Annotated in this window: 17 protein-coding genes; 5 read left to right on the forward strand and 12 right to left on the reverse strand. The window is 72.2% G+C overall.

Translation table 11 applies throughout. The features are described 5' to 3' along the window. Nucleotides 1-68: 68 nt before the first annotated feature. From alaS to EDD39_RS08115, 6 genes are all read right to left on the reverse strand, one after another. Complete coding sequence (alaS, locus tag EDD39_RS08090) at nt 69-2,723, reverse strand: alanine--tRNA ligase (protein WP_123554367.1); 2,655 nt, start codon at nt 2,721-2,723, stop codon at nt 69-71. A gap of 226 nt (nt 2,724-2,949) precedes the next feature. Further along, complete coding sequence (locus tag EDD39_RS08095) at nt 2,950-3,618, reverse strand: HAD family hydrolase (protein WP_123554369.1); 669 nt, start codon at nt 3,616-3,618, stop codon at nt 2,950-2,952. After that, a complete protein-coding gene (locus tag EDD39_RS08100) occupies nt 3,615-4,166 on the reverse strand; it encodes an orotate phosphoribosyltransferase (RefSeq protein ID WP_123554371.1) in 552 nt (183 codons plus the stop codon). Before EDD39_RS08100 ends, EDD39_RS08095 begins: the two co-directional genes overlap by 4 nt. Then, nucleotides 4,163-4,762: an SLOG cluster 4 domain-containing protein gene (locus EDD39_RS08105; protein WP_244256647.1), complete on the reverse strand. Its 600-nt coding sequence runs from the start codon at nt 4,760-4,762 to the stop codon at nt 4,163-4,165. Before EDD39_RS08105 ends, EDD39_RS08100 begins: the two co-directional genes overlap by 4 nt. Further along, complete coding sequence (locus EDD39_RS08110; protein WP_123554373.1) at nt 4,759-5,631, reverse strand: hypothetical protein; 873 nt, start codon at nt 5,629-5,631, stop codon at nt 4,759-4,761. Before EDD39_RS08110 ends, EDD39_RS08105 begins: the two co-directional genes overlap by 4 nt. A gap of 40 nt (nt 5,632-5,671) precedes the next feature. Next, nucleotides 5,672-6,505: an aspartyl/asparaginyl beta-hydroxylase domain-containing protein gene (locus EDD39_RS08115; protein WP_123554376.1), complete on the reverse strand. Its 834-nt coding sequence runs from the start codon at nt 6,503-6,505 to the stop codon at nt 5,672-5,674. Nucleotides 6,506-6,856: 351 nt separating this feature from the next. On the opposite strand from EDD39_RS08115, the gene EDD39_RS08120 reads away from it, so the two are divergent. Genes EDD39_RS08120 through EDD39_RS08130 form a run of 3 tightly spaced genes read left to right on the forward strand, consistent with a single transcriptional unit; the run spans nt 6,857 to nt 9,319 of the window. Beyond that, on the forward strand, nt 6,857-8,287 hold the full coding sequence (locus tag EDD39_RS08120; RefSeq protein ID WP_208765466.1) for an NsdA family TPR-like regulatory protein: 1,431 nt from the start codon (nt 6,857-6,859) through the stop codon (nt 8,285-8,287). Between the two features lie 23 nt (nt 8,288-8,310). After that, complete coding sequence (locus EDD39_RS08125) at nt 8,311-8,946, forward strand: GNAT family N-acetyltransferase (protein ID WP_123554377.1); 636 nt, start codon at nt 8,311-8,313, stop codon at nt 8,944-8,946. A gap of 4 nt (nt 8,947-8,950) precedes the next feature. Beyond that, nucleotides 8,951-9,319, forward strand: a complete 369-nt coding sequence (locus tag EDD39_RS08130; RefSeq protein ID WP_123554381.1) for a hypothetical protein — start codon at nt 8,951-8,953, stop codon at nt 9,317-9,319. A gap of 78 nt (nt 9,320-9,397) precedes the next feature. Here the strand turns inward: EDD39_RS08130 and EDD39_RS08135 are convergent, their stop codons facing one another. From EDD39_RS08135 to EDD39_RS08160, 6 genes are all read right to left on the reverse strand, one after another. Further along, entirely contained in the window at nt 9,398-9,703 is a 306-nt protein-coding gene (locus EDD39_RS08135) for a hypothetical protein (RefSeq protein WP_123554383.1), read from the reverse strand. A gap of 129 nt (nt 9,704-9,832) precedes the next feature. Next, nucleotides 9,833-10,585 carry a ParB/RepB/Spo0J family partition protein gene (locus EDD39_RS08140; RefSeq protein ID WP_123554385.1) on the reverse strand — a complete coding sequence of 251 codons (753 nt, stop codon included), beginning with the start codon at nt 10,583-10,585 and terminating at the stop codon, nt 9,833-9,835. 47 nt (nt 10,586-10,632) lie between these two features. Continuing rightward, complete coding sequence (locus EDD39_RS08145; protein ID WP_123554388.1) at nt 10,633-12,375, reverse strand: relaxase/mobilization nuclease domain-containing protein; 1,743 nt, start codon at nt 12,373-12,375, stop codon at nt 10,633-10,635. Then, entirely contained in the window at nt 12,372-13,037 is a 666-nt protein-coding gene (locus EDD39_RS08150) for a MobC domain-containing protein (protein ID WP_123554390.1), read from the reverse strand. Before EDD39_RS08150 ends, EDD39_RS08145 begins: the two co-directional genes overlap by 4 nt. Nucleotides 13,038-13,443: 406 nt before the next feature. After that, on the reverse strand, nt 13,444-14,226 hold the full coding sequence (locus EDD39_RS08155; RefSeq protein ID WP_123554392.1) for a DUF2637 domain-containing protein: 783 nt from the start codon (nt 14,224-14,226) through the stop codon (nt 13,444-13,446). Between the two features lie 434 nt (nt 14,227-14,660). Beyond that, nucleotides 14,661-15,998, reverse strand: a complete 1,338-nt coding sequence (locus EDD39_RS08160) for a DUF3631 domain-containing protein (protein WP_123554394.1) — start codon at nt 15,996-15,998, stop codon at nt 14,661-14,663. 407 nt (nt 15,999-16,405) lie between these two features. Here EDD39_RS08160 and EDD39_RS40255 point away from each other — a divergent pair, with 407 nt between their 5' ends. Next, nucleotides 16,406-16,915 (forward strand): helix-turn-helix domain-containing protein, encoded by a 510-nt coding sequence (locus EDD39_RS40255; RefSeq protein WP_208765467.1) that lies wholly within the window; start codon nt 16,406-16,408, stop codon nt 16,913-16,915. 290 nt (nt 16,916-17,205) lie between these two features. Beyond that, nucleotides 17,206-17,511 carry a helix-turn-helix domain-containing protein gene (locus EDD39_RS08170; RefSeq protein ID WP_123554396.1) on the forward strand — a complete coding sequence of 102 codons (306 nt, stop codon included), beginning with the start codon at nt 17,206-17,208 and terminating at the stop codon, nt 17,509-17,511. Nucleotides 17,512-17,521: the final 10 nt, after the last annotated feature.

Raw genomic sequence — 17,521 nt, forward strand, 5'->3', positions numbered from 1 at the left:
GGGGAATGCTTGTGGCGCATCCCCAAATTGGGGACGCGCCCACAGCGTGCAGCTCGGAGGCGAGGGTGCTATCGGTCGAGGACCTGTGCGGCCTCTCGTGCGGCGATGATGAGGGCATCGTCGAGGGCTTTGGTGCGGCGGCCTCCTGCACTGGCGATGGCTCCCTTGCCGCCGGCTCCGCCGCCGACAGCGCGGGCCGCCGGGAGGAGGAGTTGGCTGGCCTGGGTGCCGGTGGCGTGGAGGGTGCGGGTGATGGCGGCGGCGAGGAGGGCCTTGCCGTCGTGTTCGGTGCCGAGGACGACGACGGCGCGGTCGGTGTCCAGGAGGTCGGCGGTGTGGGTGGCCAGGGTGCGGAGTTCTTCGGGGCCGAGGCCGGTCACCTTCTCGGTGATGATCCGGCCGCCGGTGACGGTGCGGGCGGACGCGGCGAGCTGTCCGGCGCGGGTGCGGAGTTCGGTGTCGCGGAGGCGGCCGAGCTCCTGCTGGGCGGTGGCGAGGGCGTCGAGGCGCTTGCGCAGGGCTTCGGGGGCGTCCTTGGGGCGGGTGCCGAGGAGGGTGGCGAGTTCGTCGAGGAGGCGGCGTTCGGTGTCGTAGTAGGTGAGGGCGTCGCGGCCGGTGAGGGCTTCGATGCGGCGGAGGTTGGAGCCGATGGAGGCTTCGCCGAGGATGCGGACGGGGCCGGCGTTGGAGCCGTGGCCGACGTGGGTGCCGCCGCACAGTTCGCGGGAGAAGTCGCCGATGTCGACGATGCGGACGTGGTCGCCGTACTTCTCGCCGAACAGGGCGGTCGCTCCTGCGGCTTCGGCTTCCGAGCGGGTGGCGTGCCAGACGCGGACGTCGGGGTCGTCGAGGAGGTGGTCGTTGACGAGGGCTTCCAGGGCGGCGAGCTGGGTGGGGTCGAGGGCGGAGAAGTGGGAGAAGTCGAAGCGGAGCCGTCCGGCGTCGACGAGGGAGCCGTGCTGGCGGGCGTGGTCGCCGAGGGTGCGGCGGAGCATGGCGTGCAGGACGTGGGTGGCGGAGTGCGAGCGGGCGACGGCGTCCCGGCGCGGGCCGTCGACGAGGGCCTCGGCGGTCTGGCCGGTGCGGAGTTCGCCGTCGAGAATGCGCACGGTGTGGACGTGGAAGCCTTCCAGGCCGAGCTTGGTGTCCAGTACCTGCAGCACGGCGCCGCCGGCGGTGCGGACGGCGCCGGTGTCGCCGACCTGGCCGCCGGACTCCGCGTAGAAGGGGCTGCGGTCGAGCACGACCTCGACCGTCCGGCCCTGTTCGGCGCCGGACGCGAGGGTGCCGTCGGCGATCACGCCGAGGACGGTGGCCTCGGCGATGAGGCGGTCGTAGCCGACGAAGTCGGTGCGGCCGTGGCGGGCGGACAGTTCGCGGTAGGTGTCCTGGCGGCGCAGGGCCTCGGCGGTCTTGGCCTTGCCGCCGGACTTGGCGCGCTGCTGCTGCTCGGTGAGCAGGGTGGCGAAGCGGTCCTCGTCGACGCTCAGGCCGGCGTCGCGGGCGGCCTCGACGGTCAGCTCGACGGGGAAGCCGTAGGTGTCGTGCAGTTCGAAGGCGGTCTCCCCTGCGAGGGAGGTCGAGCCCGCGGTGCGGGTGCGGGTGATGGCGGCGTCCAGCAGCCGGGTGCCCTGGGTGAGGGTGCGGGTGAAGGACTCCTCCTCGGCGGCGACGACCTGCTCGATCAGCGCGGACTGGGCGCGCAGTTCGGGCCAGACGTCGCCGAGGTTGCCGATGACGCTCGCGGTGGTGGCGGGCAGGACCGGGCCGTCGATGCCGAGCAGTCGGGCGTGGCGGATCGCGCGGCGCATCAGGCGGCGCAGGACGTAGCCGCGGCCGTCCTTGGCGGGCAGCACGCCGTCGGCGATCAGGAAGGCGATCGAGCGGGCGTGCTCGGTGACGACCTGGAAGGAGGTCTTCTGCTCGCCGGTGCCGGGGTAGTCGCGGCTGGCGAGTTCCTGGACGGTCTTGAGGGTGGGCAGGAGCAGGTCGGTGGTGCAGACGTTCTCGACGCCCTGGAGGATCGCGGCGAGGCGGTCGAGGCCGAGGCCGGTGTCGATGCTCTGCTGGGCGAGTTCGCCGAGGATCGGGAAGTCACCCTTCTTGTCGCCCTCGCCGCGCTGGTATTGCATGAAGACGAGGTTCCAGATCTCCATGTAGCGCTCGCCGTCGACGGCGGGGCCGCCCTCGCGCCCGAAGGCCGGTCCGCGGTCGTAGTTGACCTCGGAGCAGGGCCCGCACGGTCCGGGGACGCCCATCGACCAGTAGTTGTCCTCCATGCCCAGGCGCTGGATGCGGTCGGCGGGGACGCCGATCCTGCGCCAGAGCTGCTCGGCCTCGTCGTCGTCCTCGTAGACGGTGATCCAGAGCCGGTCCTTCTCCAAGTTGTATCCCTGGATGAGGAGTTCCCAGGCGAAGGCGATGGCGTCGGCCTTGAAGTAGTCGCCGAAGGAGAAGTTGCCCATCATCTCGAAGAACGTGGCGTGCCGGTTGGTGCGGCCGACGTTGTCGATGTCGGAGGTGCGGGCGCACTTCTGGATGGTGGTGGCGCGCGGGTACTCCGGGGTGACCTCGCCCAGGAAGTAGGGCTTGAACTGGTTCATGCCGGCGTTGGCCAGCAGCAGCGTCGGGTCGGAGGGGATCAGCGGGCTGGACGGGACCTGGCGGTGGCCGCGGGAGGTGAAGAAGTCCAGGAAGGTGGAGCGGATCTGCGTCGAGCGCATGGCGGTATGGCCCTCACGGGAAGTCGTGGGAGAGGCGGGGGGTGTTCACACGCCGAGCCGGGCCGAGAACGAGGACTGAGTGGTTCTCAGTTCTCCAGCTCGGCGCAGATAGCTCGCGCCCCCACGGTGTAGACCATGACTCCAGACCATCGCTCTGAGGTGGCGCAGCCGCGCTCGGACGCAACGGTCCGCTGCGACTGCGCCACCAACAGTAGCGGGTCCGGCGTCAAGATCGCTTGGCGTAGTCGTTCGGCTGCTGACTGACCGTCAGGAGGAGCAGCGCGGAGGCGAGTCCGCCGGGATGGTGGATCACCACCTCGGCACCCGCCCTGACCAGGGCCTCGGGCTCGGTGTAGCCCCAGCCGACACCAACGGCTTGGACGTTCGCGGCCTGGGCGGCGCGGACGTCGAGCACCGTGTCGCCCACGAACACGGTCTCCCGCGGGTCGGCGCCGAGCCGGTCGAGCGCGAGCAGCAGCCCGTCGGGCGCGGGCTTGGGCGGGGCGTCCTCGAAGCAGACGACCGTGCCGAGCAAGGCGAGCAGGTGGGGCGGGAGCAGCCAGTCGGCCCGGCGGCGGCTGCGCAGGGTGACGAGCCCGGTGGCCACACCGGAGGCGCGCAGCTCGGTGAGTGTCCCGATGGTGAACGGGAAGGGCTCGGCGCGCAGGCCGGCGGTGGCGGTGGCCGCGTCCCAGGCTTTCTCGTGGAGCGGCCCGTCGAGGCCGAGGGCCGCCAGCACCCCATCGCGCGGGGCGAGGTGCGCACCGGCAGGTAGGTCGGCGGTGGTGACCCGCCGCCCCAGCATCGTCATCGCGTATCCGGCCAGCGTGGCGAGGTGGGTGTCTTGGCTGTCCAGCAGCACGCCGTCGAGGTCGAAGAGGACGGCGCGGCTCACGCGGCACCGCTGGAGTGCCGCACGGGCAACTCCTCCTCCGTGAGCAGCGAGCGGAGGGTGATCCGGTGTTCGGCCAGCACCGCCCGGCCGCCGAGCGAACGCTCCAGCACGCACATCGCGTCGGTGACCGGTGACCCGGCCATCCTCAGCGTCCTTGCCATGGTGAGGAGTTGGCTGCCGGAGCGGACGACGTCGTCGACCAGGACGGTGCGCAGGCCGGTGATGTCGGCGCCCTCGATCTGCCGGTGCGAGCCGTAGAGCTTCGGCAGGCGGCGCACGAAGACGGCGGGCAGGCCGGTGGCGGCCGACAGGGCGACGACCAGCGGGATGCCGCCCAGCTCGATGCCGGCCAGAGCCTGGGCGTCGGTGGGTACGAGATTCGCCAGCGCCCTGGCGGTGTCGCGCAGCAGCGTCGGGTCGGAGGCGAGGCGGAACTCGTCGAAGTAGGTGCTCAGGTGGGTGCCGTCGGAGAGCTTGAAAGGGGCGCTCACGCAGGCGGTCTCGGCGAGCCGGGCGGCGAGGCCGGCCTCGGTGCGGCGGGTGGTCATGCTCCTCCGATCGGGCTGGTGTCGAGCGCGCCGAGCAGGGCCCGGAAGCCCTCGGCGGTCTCGGCGGTGTGCAGGAAGCCGAGCGGCCGGGTGGGCGTCTCGAAGAGCCACTTCTCGGCGCGCAGGAAGGCGAGCAGGCGCAGGGCCGCCGCTCCGGCGAGGCAGACCGGCACCGGGCGGACGGTGGTGGCGTAGTAGAGCGCGGCGGTCAGCTCGTGCAGGGTGCCGACGCCGCCGCCCATCGCGACGACCAGGTCGGCGCTCTCCAGGTAGTGGTTGAGCCGGGCGCCGAGGTCGGGCAGGTGGACGGACATGGTGGCGTGCGGGTTGAACGTACCCCACTCGTCGTGCTTGCCGATCAGGGTGACCGCGGTGACAGCGGTGCCCTGCGAGGCGGCCCCGCGGGCGGCGGCCTCCATCAGGCCGTTGTAGCCGCCGTGCAGCAGCTGGTACCCGGCGCCGCCGAGCGTCCGGCCGATCGCCTCGGCCAGGAGCTCCTCCTCGGCCGAGGCGGGAACGACACCGCCGAAGAACACGGCGGTCAGACCCTCGCGGGCCCGGACGGCGGCCGGGCCCGCGAGGTGCAGTGCGTTCACGCCAGCTCCTGGTAGGTCCGGTACGCGGCGACGGCGTCGTGCAGACCGTCGAGGGCCTGCGGGCAGGCGCGCTCCACCAGCCCCAGCACGCGCTCGACCGCCGCGTCGACGTCGGCCGCCAGCGGGATCGCCGGGCCGCTGATCGCCGCGTCCAGGTCGCCGAGGCAGGCCCGGCCGATCGGGGTCGCGGCGATCTCCTCGCGCAGCTGGTACCAGCCCCAGAACCTGGACGCCGGGGCGAGGGCGGCCTTGATCAGGTCCTTCGTCGCGGTGTGCAGCCGGTGCCACTCGGCGTACGCGACGAACCGCTGGCCGCGCTTGATCCGCTTGTGCAGGAGCACGGCCAGGACCAGATGCTCGATCAGCAGCTCGCCGCAGGTGCGCGGCCGGGCGAGGAACGCGTGCACGTAGCTCTCGGCCACGGCGATGTCCTGCGCGGGCGCCGGCTCGGGCTCGTGGTCGAGGATGACGGCCGTGCTGACCGTCTCCCGCAGGCACGGGACGCGGGAGGCGGGCACGAGGTACAGGTCGATCTGGTGGAGCCGGCCCTCGTCCGGGACGAGGAAGACCGTCCCGACTCCGCCGAGGTCGGCGACGATCGTGTCCCGCCAGCCGGGCAGCAGGGCGCCCGCCTCGACGGACATCAGCACGTCCAGCGTCTCGGCGAAGGAGGGGAGTTGGCCGTCTCGGACTCCGACCACGAAGTCGACGTCCGAGAGCCGGTCGGCGGTGCCCTGGGCCAGGGAGCCGCGCACCATCAGGTGGGTGACGGCCGGGGAGGCGGCCAGGATGTCGGAGAGCTTGGACAGCAGCGGCAGTTGCGCGGGCCGGTTGGCCTGGGTGATCTCGGCCAGTTGCAGGGTGGGCATGTGCTTCTCCTTCCGGAGCTTCGATGGCGTCGACAGCGGGTCAGGCAGACAGGGCGAGGAGGCGGGTCTTGGCCGCCGTCCAGCGAGCCGCGGCCTCCAAGTCGCCTAGAGAGGTGTGTAGTTCGGCGATCAGGTCGTAGGCCGTGCCCTCGGGCAGGGTGTAGGTGTAGAAGAGCCGCAGCAGCATCCGCTCGGCCGCCTCGGGGTAGCCCAGCCGGGCCATGGTGCGGGCGGTCTCCAGGCGTTCGGCCAGGACCGTCCGGCCGGCGGCGGGCAGCGCTTCGGCGACCGCGGGGTGGAGCGAGGGGTGCCGGGCCAGCCGCTGGTACGCGTCGTCCGCGTAGACGTCGGCGATCAGGTGGATCCGGTCCGGGCCGAGCAGGTTGCACACGCCGTGCGGGTAGGTCGGGGTGAGTCGCCAGATCCGGCCGCCGGCCAGGTGCACCTTGGTGCCGCCGGTCACCAGGAAGGCGGAGCTGTTGGTGTGCAGCGGGATGTGCAGCCGGTGCCGCTCGACCTGGTCGAGTTCGTCGTAGTCGCGGTGCTCCCAGAGGAAGGCGTTGCCCTCCAGCCGGGCGAGCCGTACCCACATGTAGTTCAGTCCGAGGTCGGCGAGGTACGCGGCGGTCGCGGGCATCCGCTCCAGCAGCTCGGTCGGCCGGGCGGCGCAGTCGCTGATCCTGACGTCGGCGGCGTCGCCGGAGGCGTTCATCAGCGAGGTGGTCCACCAGCCCCCGGACTGGTAGGCGCCGTACTCCGCCTTCCAGGGGGCCTGGGCGGTCAGGGCTTCGTGGCGCATCCGCTCCAACTGGGCGGTGTCCACGGACGCCAGCTGGGCGATCTGCCCGGCCAGCGCGGTCAGTGTGCTCTCCATCGGTTCCCTCCCGTTGCCGGCCTTCCGATCGGCGGCCGGTGCGCACGTGGTGCTGGATGGACGGCTCGGACGGCGCTGTCGCTCGCGGCCGTCGGCCTCACGCTTCGCTTCCACTCGTTCACGGACGGCGAAGTGGCGTTCAGCATGGCCCGGCGGCTGCGGCACCGATACGACCTGACCGCCGTCATGGGGGCGTCGTCTTCCTCGCCATCGGGGAGGCGCGTGCGACGTGTGCGACATGACTGCCGTCATGGCCGCCGCCATCTGCACCGTGAGCCGTCCCAAGGGGTGTCCTGACGGTCGGCCGTGGCTATCGTCGAAGCAGACGAACGGGGACCGGAGGAATCCGCGGTGGCTGAAAATCCCACGCTGTTAAGGGTTTTGACGCTGGAACGGCACTGGCAGGTCTACGCGACCTTCCGCCGTCAGTTCGAGGCCGCCGCAGTCCGCCTGGCCGAAGCCGAGACGGACCCCCGCCTGGTGGGGCTGTCGGTCTCCAAGCGGCAGTTCGAACGCTGGTACGGGGGCAAGGTGAAGACCCGCCCCTACCCGGACCAGTGCCGGGTCCTGGAAGCCATGTTCGACGTCGGGGTCGACCAACTGATCGCCCCGGCTCCCGTCGGCCCGCCGCCTCGCACGGCGTCTCCGCTCGTCGTCCCGCCCCCACGGGCGGTCCCTGCCCTCCTCCCCTCCGAGCGGGCGGCGACCCTGCCCGCCGGAGGACCGTTCAGCAGCGAGTCCCGCCTCGACGCGGGCACCACGGAATTGGAAAGGCAGGTCGCGATGGCGGCTCGTCGTGCGCTTCGCTTCAGTGCGATGGCGGAAGGAAGCAGTGTGGGCCCGGAGACCCTGGGCCAGATCCAGGACGAGGTACGGCGGCTCACCGTCGCGTACCCCAGGCTCGCGCTGCCGACCCTGCTCGGGGACCTGGTCGAGGTCCAGGACCTGACCTTCCGGCTCCTGGAGCACGGCCGGGTCAAGCCGCTGCAGGCCCGCGAGCTGTACCTACTCGCCGGCATCACCTCCGGCATGCTCGCCAAGGCCAGCCACGACCTCGGCAACCCGAGCGCCGCCATGATGCAGGCCCGCACCGCCTTCGTCTGCGCCGACAACGCCGACCACCACGCCATGCGTGCCTGGGTCCGCTCGCTCCAGTCGCTCATCTCCTACTGGGCGGGCCGCCCCGCCGAAGCCGCCGACTACGCCGATCTCGGGCAGAGCGCCACCGGCAACGTCCGCGGCACCACCGGGGTCTGGCTCGCCTGCCTCTCCGCCCGCGCCCACGCCCTCCTCGGCAACGGCGAGGCTACCCGCGCCGCCATCCAACGTGCCGAGGACGCCCGGGCCGCTGCAGAACCCGACGACCTGGACGCTTTCGGCGGCATCATGACCTTCCCCGTCCCCCGGCAGCTCTACTACGTCGCCGAAGCCACCGTGCACCTCGGCGAGGACCCCGCGCTCGGTGAGAGCCGCGCCGAGGCGGCCGTCGCCGCGTACCGCACCGCCAACGAGGACGAGTGGGCCTTCGGCGACGAGGCCGGTGCCCAGACCGACCTCGCCCTCGCCCGCATCGCCCGCGGCGAGATCGAAGGCGCCATCGAGGCCGTCCGCCCGGTGCTCGACCTCCCCATCGAGCAGCGGAACTTCGGCATCACCAGCAGCGCCCAGCGGGTCCACGCCGCACTGCCGTTCGACGCCCACCGGGGCGGGGGCGCGGCGGCCGGCCTGCGGGAAGAGATCGAGGCGTTCACCGCGACGCCGACGTCGGTCCTCGTCCGGTGAGCCCGCGGATAGGCTCCGCGGTCATGACCCCAGTCCACGTGACCGGCCCCCGCCTGACGCTGCGCGAGATCGAACCCGGCGACACCGACGACCTCCTGGCCATCTACGGCGACCCCGAGGCCACCCGGCATCTCAGCTTCGAGCCCCGCACCCGCGACCAGGTGCAGGCGATCGTCGACCGTTCGATCGACTCGGCGAAGGCCGACCCGCGAACCGAGTACGGCCTCGCGGTCACCCGCCACGGCGACCACCGCCTGATCGGCTACGCCCGGCTGGCGACGGAGCCCCAGCAGGCCGCCACCATCGGTTTCGCCCTCCACCCTGCCGAGTGGGGCAAGGGCCACGGCACCGAGGTCGTTCACCTCCTGTCCGCCCTCGGCTTCAATCTCCTGGGCCTGCACCGGATCTGGGCCGCACGCTCCCCCCTGAACGAGGCGTCCGCCCGGACCCTCCTGCGGGCAGGCATGACCGAGGACGGCCGCATTCGCGACCACGTCTTCGTCAACGGAGCCTGGCGTGACTCGATCACCTACTCGATCCTGGAGCACGAGTGGGTACCGCTCGACGGGCTGGAGGCCGGCGAGATCGCCGAACCTGACACAACCGCAGCCCAGTTCCCCGACCGCACGGTCGGCAGCGATGGTTCAGGGGAGGAGTGAGGCCGTGTTGGCCGAACTGTCGGCGCCGCGCCTGGTGGTGCCCGGCATCGCCGAGTTCGCGCGCGGCGGACTGCCCGAGCCACCGTCGACCGACGACGGCAACCACTGGGTCGACGGCTTCTGCTGGCTCTACTGCGGCCAGCAGTGGACCAGAGTCCTGTGGATCGGCCCGGCCAGCGTCGCCGGCGCCCAGGCGGCCATGTACGGCTGCGAACCGTGCATCCGGGAACTCCAGGAGCGGGTGTGGCGCTCGATCCTCCTCAACGACGAACCGGCTGGTCCCGCACCGGCCGTCGCTCAAAGCGGGAGACCTGCGGTCAGTGGCCGTCCGGGCCGCCACCGCCGTACCGGTTGGTCGTTCTCGGGCAGGTGACCGCGCCGCTGACCGGTCCGGAAACCAAGGCCGTCGGGGCCAGCGCTGGAGTGCGCTGGCCCCGACGGATGCTGGAGATCAGTTCCACGTTGTCCCGGCGAGCAGGCCGTCGAAGCCCAGTGCCGTCATGGCGTCGTCGTAGTTCTCCCACTCGTGTTCGGGTTCGGTGAAGTGCAGGTCGAAGTAGGCGCGGGTGAGGTCGGGTTCCTCCCACTCGTGTGCGCAGCGGCAGCGGACGAAGACCTGGTGGAGGACGTTGAGCAGGAGCCAGTCGCGGCGGGCGTGGCAGTGGGCGCAGGTGATGGGGATGCCGCGGGCGTCAAGTTCGCCGGGGTGGGGGACGGCTCGGACGACGGGGCGGTGGTCGGGTCTGGGGTCGGTCAAGTGGTGCCCTTCGGCCGGTGACGGGTTCAGCGACACCACAAGACGTACGGCGGCCGGTGGTGTTCCCGGCCGCCGCAGACGACATCAAACCGACATCACAGCAGGTGAGTTGGGTCGACTCCGGGTGGGTCAGGCGACCTGTTCCGTCGCGCGGGGCTCGGCTTCGCCGACGATGAGGCGGCTGACCAGCGCGCGGTGGTCGGTGGTGAGGCCGTCGAGGACTTGGAAGGTGTGGAGGCTGTCGGGCTCGCGGGCGAGTTCCCGGAGGGTGTCCCACCGTTCGGCGATGGCGGTCAGGTGGTCCTGGTCGCGGCGGACGGCTGCCTGCCGCTGGCCGAGTTCGCGGGTGGCGGCGTCGAGGGCGAGTTCGCCTTCGGTGACCTGGGCGGCCAGGTCGGGTGCGTGGATGCGGAGGTGGTCGAACGCGGCCTGGACGGCGGCGGCCTTGGCCTTGCGCTCGCGCACGGTGGCGGCGGCGGCGTCGAGGGAGAGCTTGCCGGCGCGGACCTGTTCGGCGAGGTCGGCCGCGCTCTGGAGGACGGTGTTGGCGAGGGAGAGCCGGGAGCGGCTGACGTCGTGGAGCTTGGCGTGGGTGCGCAGGGAGTGTCCCGAGAGTGAAAGGATCATCGCCTGGATCATGGCGCGCTGGCCCGCGCTGATGTGCCGTCGGCGGACGTTGGACAGCCAGATGTATTCGGCCTGGTCGGTGCCGTCGTAGGTGGTGAAGCGGGGTTCGACGCCGGCGCGTTCGCAGGCGGCGAGGCGGTTGCGGCCGTCGAGGAGGACGCCGTCGGGGTCGCGGACGATGGGCGTAAGCAGTCCGTGGGCCTTGATGTCCTCGGCGAGGTCGTGCAGCTCGTCCTCGGCGAGCATCGGGAACATGTCGGCGAGCGGGTGGATCTTCAGGGGTGGCTCCTTGCGGGGTGGGCTCAGCGGGTCCGGCGTGGCGGGGTGCCGACCGGTGCGGTGGGCGGTGCGGTCGGTTCGGTGGACGGGGCGGCTCGCAGGCCGAGGGCGGTGGCGGCGGGGGAGCGGCGGCGGGCGGCTTCGGCGGCGGGGTTGGGTGCGGGGTTGCGGCTGGTGTGCTGGATGCGGCCGAGGAGGACCTTGGCGGGCAGGCGGGCGGTGGTGAGTTCGCGGCTGGCGGCGGCCTCCTGGAGGAGCTGTCGGGGCTGGTGGCCGAGGGCTTGGGCATCGGCGAGGACGGTGGCCAGGGCGGGCCAGTTCGGGTCGGTGAGGATACGGGTGGCGTGGTCGGGGACGGCGGAGCGGACGTCTCCGGCGAGGGTGCTGGTGATCTCCGGTCCGGGTCGGCGGTTGGCGAGGGCGGCGAGCTGGTCGGCGGCGGCTTGGTCGTAGGCGGCCTGGAGGTGCTGGACGGTCTGCCGGGCAGCGTGGGCCTGCTGGGCGTGGCCGCGGGCCTGGTGCCAGCGGCCGGCGAGGACCGCCGCCCACACCAGCGCCGCGACCATAACGGCGAGGGCATTGCCGTCGGGCCCGCCGCTCGCGTGGAGGATGTCGCGGGCGGCTCGGCGCAGGTCGGCGGCGCCCTGGTGGTCGGCGCGGACCTGGGAGCGCTGGGCGCGGGCGAATGCCCGCGTGGCGGCTCGCAGTTCGGCCCGCAGCTCCTGCGGGGCGGCCTGGGCGGTGGCGTTGATGATGTCGCCCAGCGCGGTGATCTGCGCCTGCCCGAGTGCACCGTCCCCTTCGTCACCGGCGGTGCTGTCCTCGGCGAGGTGCTGGTGGACGCGGTCGAGGGCGTCGGTGGTGCGCTGCCAGCTGCTGCTGGGCCGGTTGCGGCGGGCGGTGGGGTGCTCCTCCGGCGCGGAGGCGGCGAGACGGGCACGGAGCTTGGGCAGGGACAGGTCGGGGGCGATCTTCCCGCCCGGAACGTAGATCTGCTCGCCCTCGGCGTTGGTGTCGCCGGGGCGGCCGACCGCATAGCCCTGGAGGTCGCCGGACGGCAGGCGGCGGATCTTGACCTCGACGCCGTCGGCCTCCAGGTAGGCAAAGAGTTCCTCCATGCTGGCGGCGTGGGGGATGGCGTCGCGGATGCGGTCCTGGAGCCACTCGCGGCTGGTCTGCTGCCAGCCGAGGCGGTCGGCCTTGTGCATCTCGGCTTGGGTGGGGCGGCGCTCGCCGGTTCGGTCGCCGGGCTGGACCTGGTGGAGGCCGAGTTCCTGCTCGATCTTCCGGGCCTCGGCCTGGGCGCGCTTGGCGCTGCCGTGGAGCTTGGGGCGGCGGCCGTCCTCTCGGACGGTGGTGGCGAGGATGTGGATGTGGTCGTCGGCGTGGCGGACGGCGATCCAGCGGCAGCCGTGCGGGTCGCCGTCGGGTGCGATGCCGGCGGCGTGGACGGTGCGGCGGGCGATCTCGCCCCACTCGGCGTCGGAGAGGTAGCGGTCGCCGGGGGCGGCGCGTACGGGGCAGTGCCAGACGTGGCCGGTGACCTTCTTGCCGAAGCCGCTGTTGCGCAGGTTCACCGGCTCGTCGAGGATCCGGGCGAGCTGGGTGAGGGTGGCGTCCGGGTCCCGGCCGGGATCGCGCAGGCCGAGCGGGCTGAAGGAGCCGACGATGTGCGGGTCGGTGTGCTCGTCCTGGCGGCCGGGCCCGTAGAGGTAGGCGAGCAGGCCGCGGGTGTTGCTGCCGGGGGCCTTGATGGAGGGGATCACGCTGCTGTGCCTCCTTCGGGGACGGCGTGGTGGACGGTGGGGATGAGCAGGGCTTCGGCGATGTCGAGGAGCAGGTGCTCCAGGCGGATCAGGCGCTCGCGGCTGTCCGGTTCGAGGCGGTCGTCGCGGTGCAGCACGTGGACCATCTGGTTGATGTTGTTGCCGATGGCGTTGACCTCCCGCAGGAGTTCGGCCCGGAACTCCTGCAGCGCGAGGCGATCGGTGTGCAGGGGCAGGTCGACGGTGAAGTCACCCCGGATGAACGCGAGCGCGATGTCGCCGAGGTATCCGGAGATCGTGCCGCCGTAGCCGTGGCGGTGGGCGGCGTCGAGGAGCTCGGCGTACTCGCCTTCGGCGAAGCTGACCGGCCCGACCCGCCTCTCGCGACGACTTTCGGCGCGCTTCCGGGACTTGCGGGTGGGCATCGGCTGAGCGCCTTTGGGGACGTTCAGTTTCGGGACGTCGAGGGCGGCGGTCTTCGCGTGCAGGAACGCGTCTCGCGTCGCGCGCACGCTCGCGTCGGCGGCGAGCGTCGGCGCGGCGCGCTGATCGGCGGGGGCGAGGACGTCGAGTTGCAGCGCGTTGAGCTTGTCCGGGTCCGGGCCGCCCTCGGCCTGGACCTTCCAGCTCGGCGCGCCCTCGCGCCGGGCCTCCTCCGCCACCCCTGGGGCGGGGGCACCCAGTCCCGCGCGAAGTGTCGGAGACTGGGTACAACTGGCTCCGCCAGGAGCCGAGTTGCCGAACGCGAGAAGCAGACGGCCGATCAGCCTACCGCCCTTGGAGCCCTCCTCGGGCAGTGCGCGGGCAGTGGTGTGGTGGTCGTTCGGGTTGGGCACGGGGGCCTCCGGATTTTCTGTCGGGACATGCGTGCGGCGGGCAGCGGTGCGTGCGGGATGCGGATGGTTGTCGGGCTGGGGATCCGGTTCGGCAGTGCCGGGTCATCCGGTGCGGAAGGCGGGGGCGGGACTTCCGGTGCCCCGCACCGGCGACATGCGGGGCACCGGTACTCACCGGCTGGGGAGGGGGAGAGGGTGCCCGCCTGGCACCGTCCGGCGGGTGGTGGGGGCATCAGGCCGCCTGCGAGTCGACCAGCTCGTCCTTGAGGCGCTGAGTCAGCTGTGCGAGGCGCTCGTTGGAGATCGGGATGCCCTCCTCGCGCAGGGTCTTCTTGACCAGGGCCTGGGTGATGCCGAGCTTCTCGACGGCCGGGCGGACCATCTCGACCAGCTCGTCCATGGAGGCGGCGGGCCTGCGGCCGGTGCGCTTGGTCCCGACCACCGGCTCTCGCGCGTCGGGCCGGACGTCCTCGCGGTCGGCCGCCGACTCGTCGCGGGACGGGTCGGGCCGCTCCGGCGCGGTCGGCGGAGCGGGTTCGACGACCGGGGGCACCACGGTGGGCTCGGCGCCCTCGGGTAGCGGCAGTTCGTCGAGGGCGGGTACCGGCTTCGCGGTGGCCCCGGCCGTGGTGGTGCCGTGGGTGAGGAGGGTGCCGCCGAGGAAGGCGAGGGCGGGCCACCCGGCGACCAGGATCCGCAGCCAGGCCGGGACGCGGTCGAGGTCGAGGAGCCCGGCTGTGGCGACGTTCGCGCCGAGGGAGGCGGCCAGGGCGATGGCGAACCAGGTCCAGGCGGTGCCGGCCGGGCGATCGGTGGTGCGCAGGGTCCGCATCCGGTTCCAGGCGGCGACGAGCAGCAGGTCGACCGAGACGGGGTAGGCCCAGGCTTTCCAGCCGTGCTGTCCGGCGGCGTCGGCGATGTCGTGAAGGTGGGCGAAGGACAGGGCGCCCGCGATGGCGGCCTGGACGAGGACGGCGTCCGGGCGGAACGTGCGGCGTGGGCGGGTGACGGGCATGCGGAAGGTAGTCCTCGCAGGTGGAGTGGGTGGTGTGCGGAAGTGCCGTCTTTGCCGTCCTGCCGTCTCGGCGCCCCTCCCCGAGGCCGCTGGTGGGTGCGGCTTCGGGTAGGGGTGTTCAGTTTCGGGACGGTCGCGCCATCCGTCTCGGGACGCTTATCCGTCTCGGTCTGACGGTCTTTGACCTGCGGTTTTACGGCAGGGACGGCTGGGACGGCACAAGACGGGTGTGGTTGCCGTCCCGGGCCGGCCTGCCGCTGGCACCCCGTGGCTGGGGCGGCGGCGGGCGGGGACGTCTGCCGTCCCGGCAGCGGCTTGACCCGTCTCGGTACGGATGCCGGTGCCGTCTTGGCGTGGCGTTCCGTCTCGGCTGTAGGTGCGGTGACCTGCGCTGTTACGGCTGGGACGGCAGGGACGGCAACACGGGGTGGTGGTCAGCCTCTGCTGACCATGCCGCTGGCCGTGCTCGTGGCGGTGCTGCTGCCGGTGGTGGGGTGGACGGTGGGGCAGTAGCGGCGCCAGGCGTCGAGGAACTTGTTGCGCAGGTAGCCCTTGCGCTGGGTTCCGTCGGGCATGCGGACGTTGCCGGAGGAGATGCCGAACTCGCGGAGCATCGCGCCGAGGCCACGCGGGCTCAGCCCGCCCCGGCCGGACTCCGCCCACGGACCCTCGGGGTCGCCGTTGAGGGTGAACAGCAGCTGGTCGGTGGCGATGCTCTCCGGCTCCCCGGCGGCGTGGAAGATGCGGCGGATGTCGGCGAGGATCCGCGCGCCGCCGGGGTTGTCCTCCTCGGTCTGCGCCTCGGCGGCGACCATCCGCCTGCACGCCTGGCGGGCCAGGCGGGGCCAGTGGCCTCCGGCGAGGTCGGCGACGATCACCAGGGGCTCCCAGGTGTCGGCCGCGCGGTCCTCCACCGGCATGCGCGGTTCCCAGTTCAGGGCGCGGTCGGTGAGCGGCGCGCTCCAGCGGGCGAGCCGGTCGCGGACGGCGTGGAGGGAGGGGCTGTCGCGCTTGGTGCGGTACGGCGCGACGGACTCGCCTTCGGCGCGGCGGCGCATGCGGACCACGATCGAGCGGTCCATGATCGTGTCGGGCAGGTCGCCGATTCCGGCGATGGCGGCCATGGCGAAGGTGTGGAACTTGCGCGGGGTGTGGTCGTTGCCGACCACCCGCAGCACGTAGCGGTCGCGCTGGTGCCCGGCGTTCAGCAGGCCGCGCATCTCCTCGTTCTTCTCCGCCATCTTCGGGCTGCCGAAGATCGTGTCCGCCTCGTCGACCAGCAGGGTCGGCGGCTCTTCGGTGATCGAGCGGAACACCGCCGCCGGGGTCGAGTTCACCGTCAGCACCGGCTGGTGAACGGTCTCGGTCAATACGTCCAGCAGCCGCGACTTGCCGCACCGCTTCGCCGGGCCGACCACCGCCAGGCGCGGGGCGTGCTGCCACGAGCCCTGCAGGTGGGTCGCCGCCACCCACAGCGTCACGGCGTCCAGGGCCTGCTCGGACGGCAGGATCACGAAGTTGGCGATCAGGCCCTTCAGTTGCCCGAGGACCTCCGAGCCCTCGCCGGCCTCGGCGTCCGGCATCGCGTCGACCCAGTCCACGGCGGCGGCCGTGGGGGTCTCCGCCTCGGCGGACTCCTGTCCACAGCCTGTGGACGGAGCGACGATAGGGGTTTCGTGGTGGGCCCCGGGCTTGCCGGGCCTGGCGACCGGCGGCCAGTCGGGCACGGAAGGGGCTGTGGGAGGGAGGTGGGAGGCAGTACCCTCGGTCATGGCGATTCCTCACTCGGCGGCTTCGGGGGGCAACCCGATCCGCCGTAGGTCGACTGTCCTGGGATGGGCGGTGGCGAGGTTTCCGATCAGCCCCCGGTGTTCGTAGCGCCGGGGGCTTCGCGTTTTCTGTAGAGGCGCTCGGGCCGACTCGACCCGTTCAACCTCCCTTCGGTTGGGTTCTTCATGCTGACATCGACAGCATAGGCATGGCGGGGTGCCCCTGGTCAAGCTATTCAGGCATATTTTTCTCAACCTCTTGGGGCATGCATGCTGGCTGGCCTCGAATGTGAAGGTTTCGTGCAGACTGCCTTCAATCCCTTGGAGGTTGGATGGATGATGCTGCTACCTTCTGAAGGTCCGCTCGCGCCGCCGATCTCAAGCGAAGGGAGGTTGGTATGGTCAACCTCATGGTGCATCGCTTCACGCCCCTGGAGGGCGAGGCCCTGGTGGCCCACAACCTGAAGGTTCTGCGCAAGGCCGCCCGCCTCTCCCAGGAGGACGTGGCCGAGCGCATGACCCGGCTCGGCTTCAAGTTCCACCAGACCCAGATCGCCAAGATCGAGAACGGCACCCGCCCGCTCCGCTTCGACGAGGTGATCGGCCTGGCCAAGGCGCTCAGCGTCCCGGTGGGCAACTTCATGACCGAGGCCGTCGCCGGGCCCGACGAGCCGGACTACGAACTCCAGGAGGCCGGCTTCCGCGTCCAGGCCGCCGAGCAGGAGTGGAGAACCGCCCGCGACCTGGAGCAGGCAGCCAAGGCCCGGCTGGAAGAGGCCGAGCGCGAGTACGACGAGATCGCCGAGCGCCTCGCGGCCCAAGGCGTCGACGTCGGCTCCGCCAGAGCCGAGACCGAGTGGTACCCGGCTCCCAACTCGCCCTGGGATCCGCTCCGCAAGCCTCCCGGTGCCGACCAGTAGCCCTCGCAGCCAGCACCCCGTCGTGACGCGCCGGCCTCGCGGGCCCATCGTCGCCCGGAGGCGGCCGGAAACCTAAAAGGCAAGGCGAGTCCGCCTGGCCAAGATCGTTTTAGGTTCCCGGCCGGGACCGCCGTAGTGTGCCGGTCCCGCCCACCGACCCCGTCCCTCCTCACCGCCCGTCCTCCGGCGCTACGAACGCCGAAGGACGCCGCGAAGCCCAACCCCGACCACCGCCCATCCCACCAGTCGCCACGACGGCGCGTTGCCCCGCGCCGTTGGGAGGAACCTCCATGCCCGAAACGCCCCTGTCCCTGGCGCGCCTCGCCGGCGCGCTCGACCTCACCGAGCAGCAGCTCGTCGGCCTCGTCCTGTCCTGCGCCACGGAAGCGCCCGACCCCACCCTCGTCGCGCTCACGGTCGAAGAAGCCGCTCGCCGACTCGGCGTCGGCCGGACGACGATGTACGCCCTCGTCGCCTCCGGCGAGGTCCCGTCCGTCACCATCGGCCGTCTCCGCCGCGTGCCCGCCGAGGCGCTCAAGGAGTACATGGCCGCCCGCACCCGGGCCGCCACTTCGCCCGTCACCCTCGCGGCCTGAGAGGGGAACC

The organism is Kitasatospora cineracea (assembly GCF_003751605.1).
Lineage (GTDB): Bacteria > Actinomycetota > Actinomycetes > Streptomycetales > Streptomycetaceae > Kitasatospora > Kitasatospora cineracea.

Coding starts and splice junctions, on each gene's coding strand:
- alaS (WP_123554367.1), bottom strand. CDS start 2,723: ATGCGCTCGACGCAGATCCGCTCCACCTTCCTGGACTTCTTCACCTCC.
- EDD39_RS08100 (WP_123554371.1), bottom strand. CDS start 4,166: ATGACCACCCGCCGCACCGAGGCCGGCCTCGCCGCCCGGCTCGCCGAG.
- EDD39_RS08110 (WP_123554373.1), bottom strand. CDS start 5,631: ATGCCCACCCTGCAACTGGCCGAGATCACCCAGGCCAACCGGCCCGCG.
- EDD39_RS08115 (WP_123554376.1), bottom strand. CDS start 6,505: ATGGAGAGCACACTGACCGCGCTGGCCGGGCAGATCGCCCAGCTGGCG.
- EDD39_RS08125 (WP_123554377.1), top strand. CDS start 8,311: ATGACCCCAGTCCACGTGACCGGCCCCCGCCTGACGCTGCGCGAGATC.
- EDD39_RS08140 (WP_123554385.1), bottom strand. CDS start 10,585: ATGTTCCCGATGCTCGCCGAGGACGAGCTGCACGACCTCGCCGAGGAC.
- EDD39_RS08155 (WP_123554392.1), bottom strand. CDS start 14,226: ATGCCCGTCACCCGCCCACGCCGCACGTTCCGCCCGGACGCCGTCCTC.
- EDD39_RS08160 (WP_123554394.1), bottom strand. CDS start 15,998: ATGACCGAGGGTACTGCCTCCCACCTCCCTCCCACAGCCCCTTCCGTG.
- EDD39_RS40255 (WP_208765467.1), top strand. CDS start 16,406: ATGGTGCATCGCTTCACGCCCCTGGAGGGCGAGGCCCTGGTGGCCCAC.
- EDD39_RS08170 (WP_123554396.1), top strand. CDS start 17,206: ATGCCCGAAACGCCCCTGTCCCTGGCGCGCCTCGCCGGCGCGCTCGAC.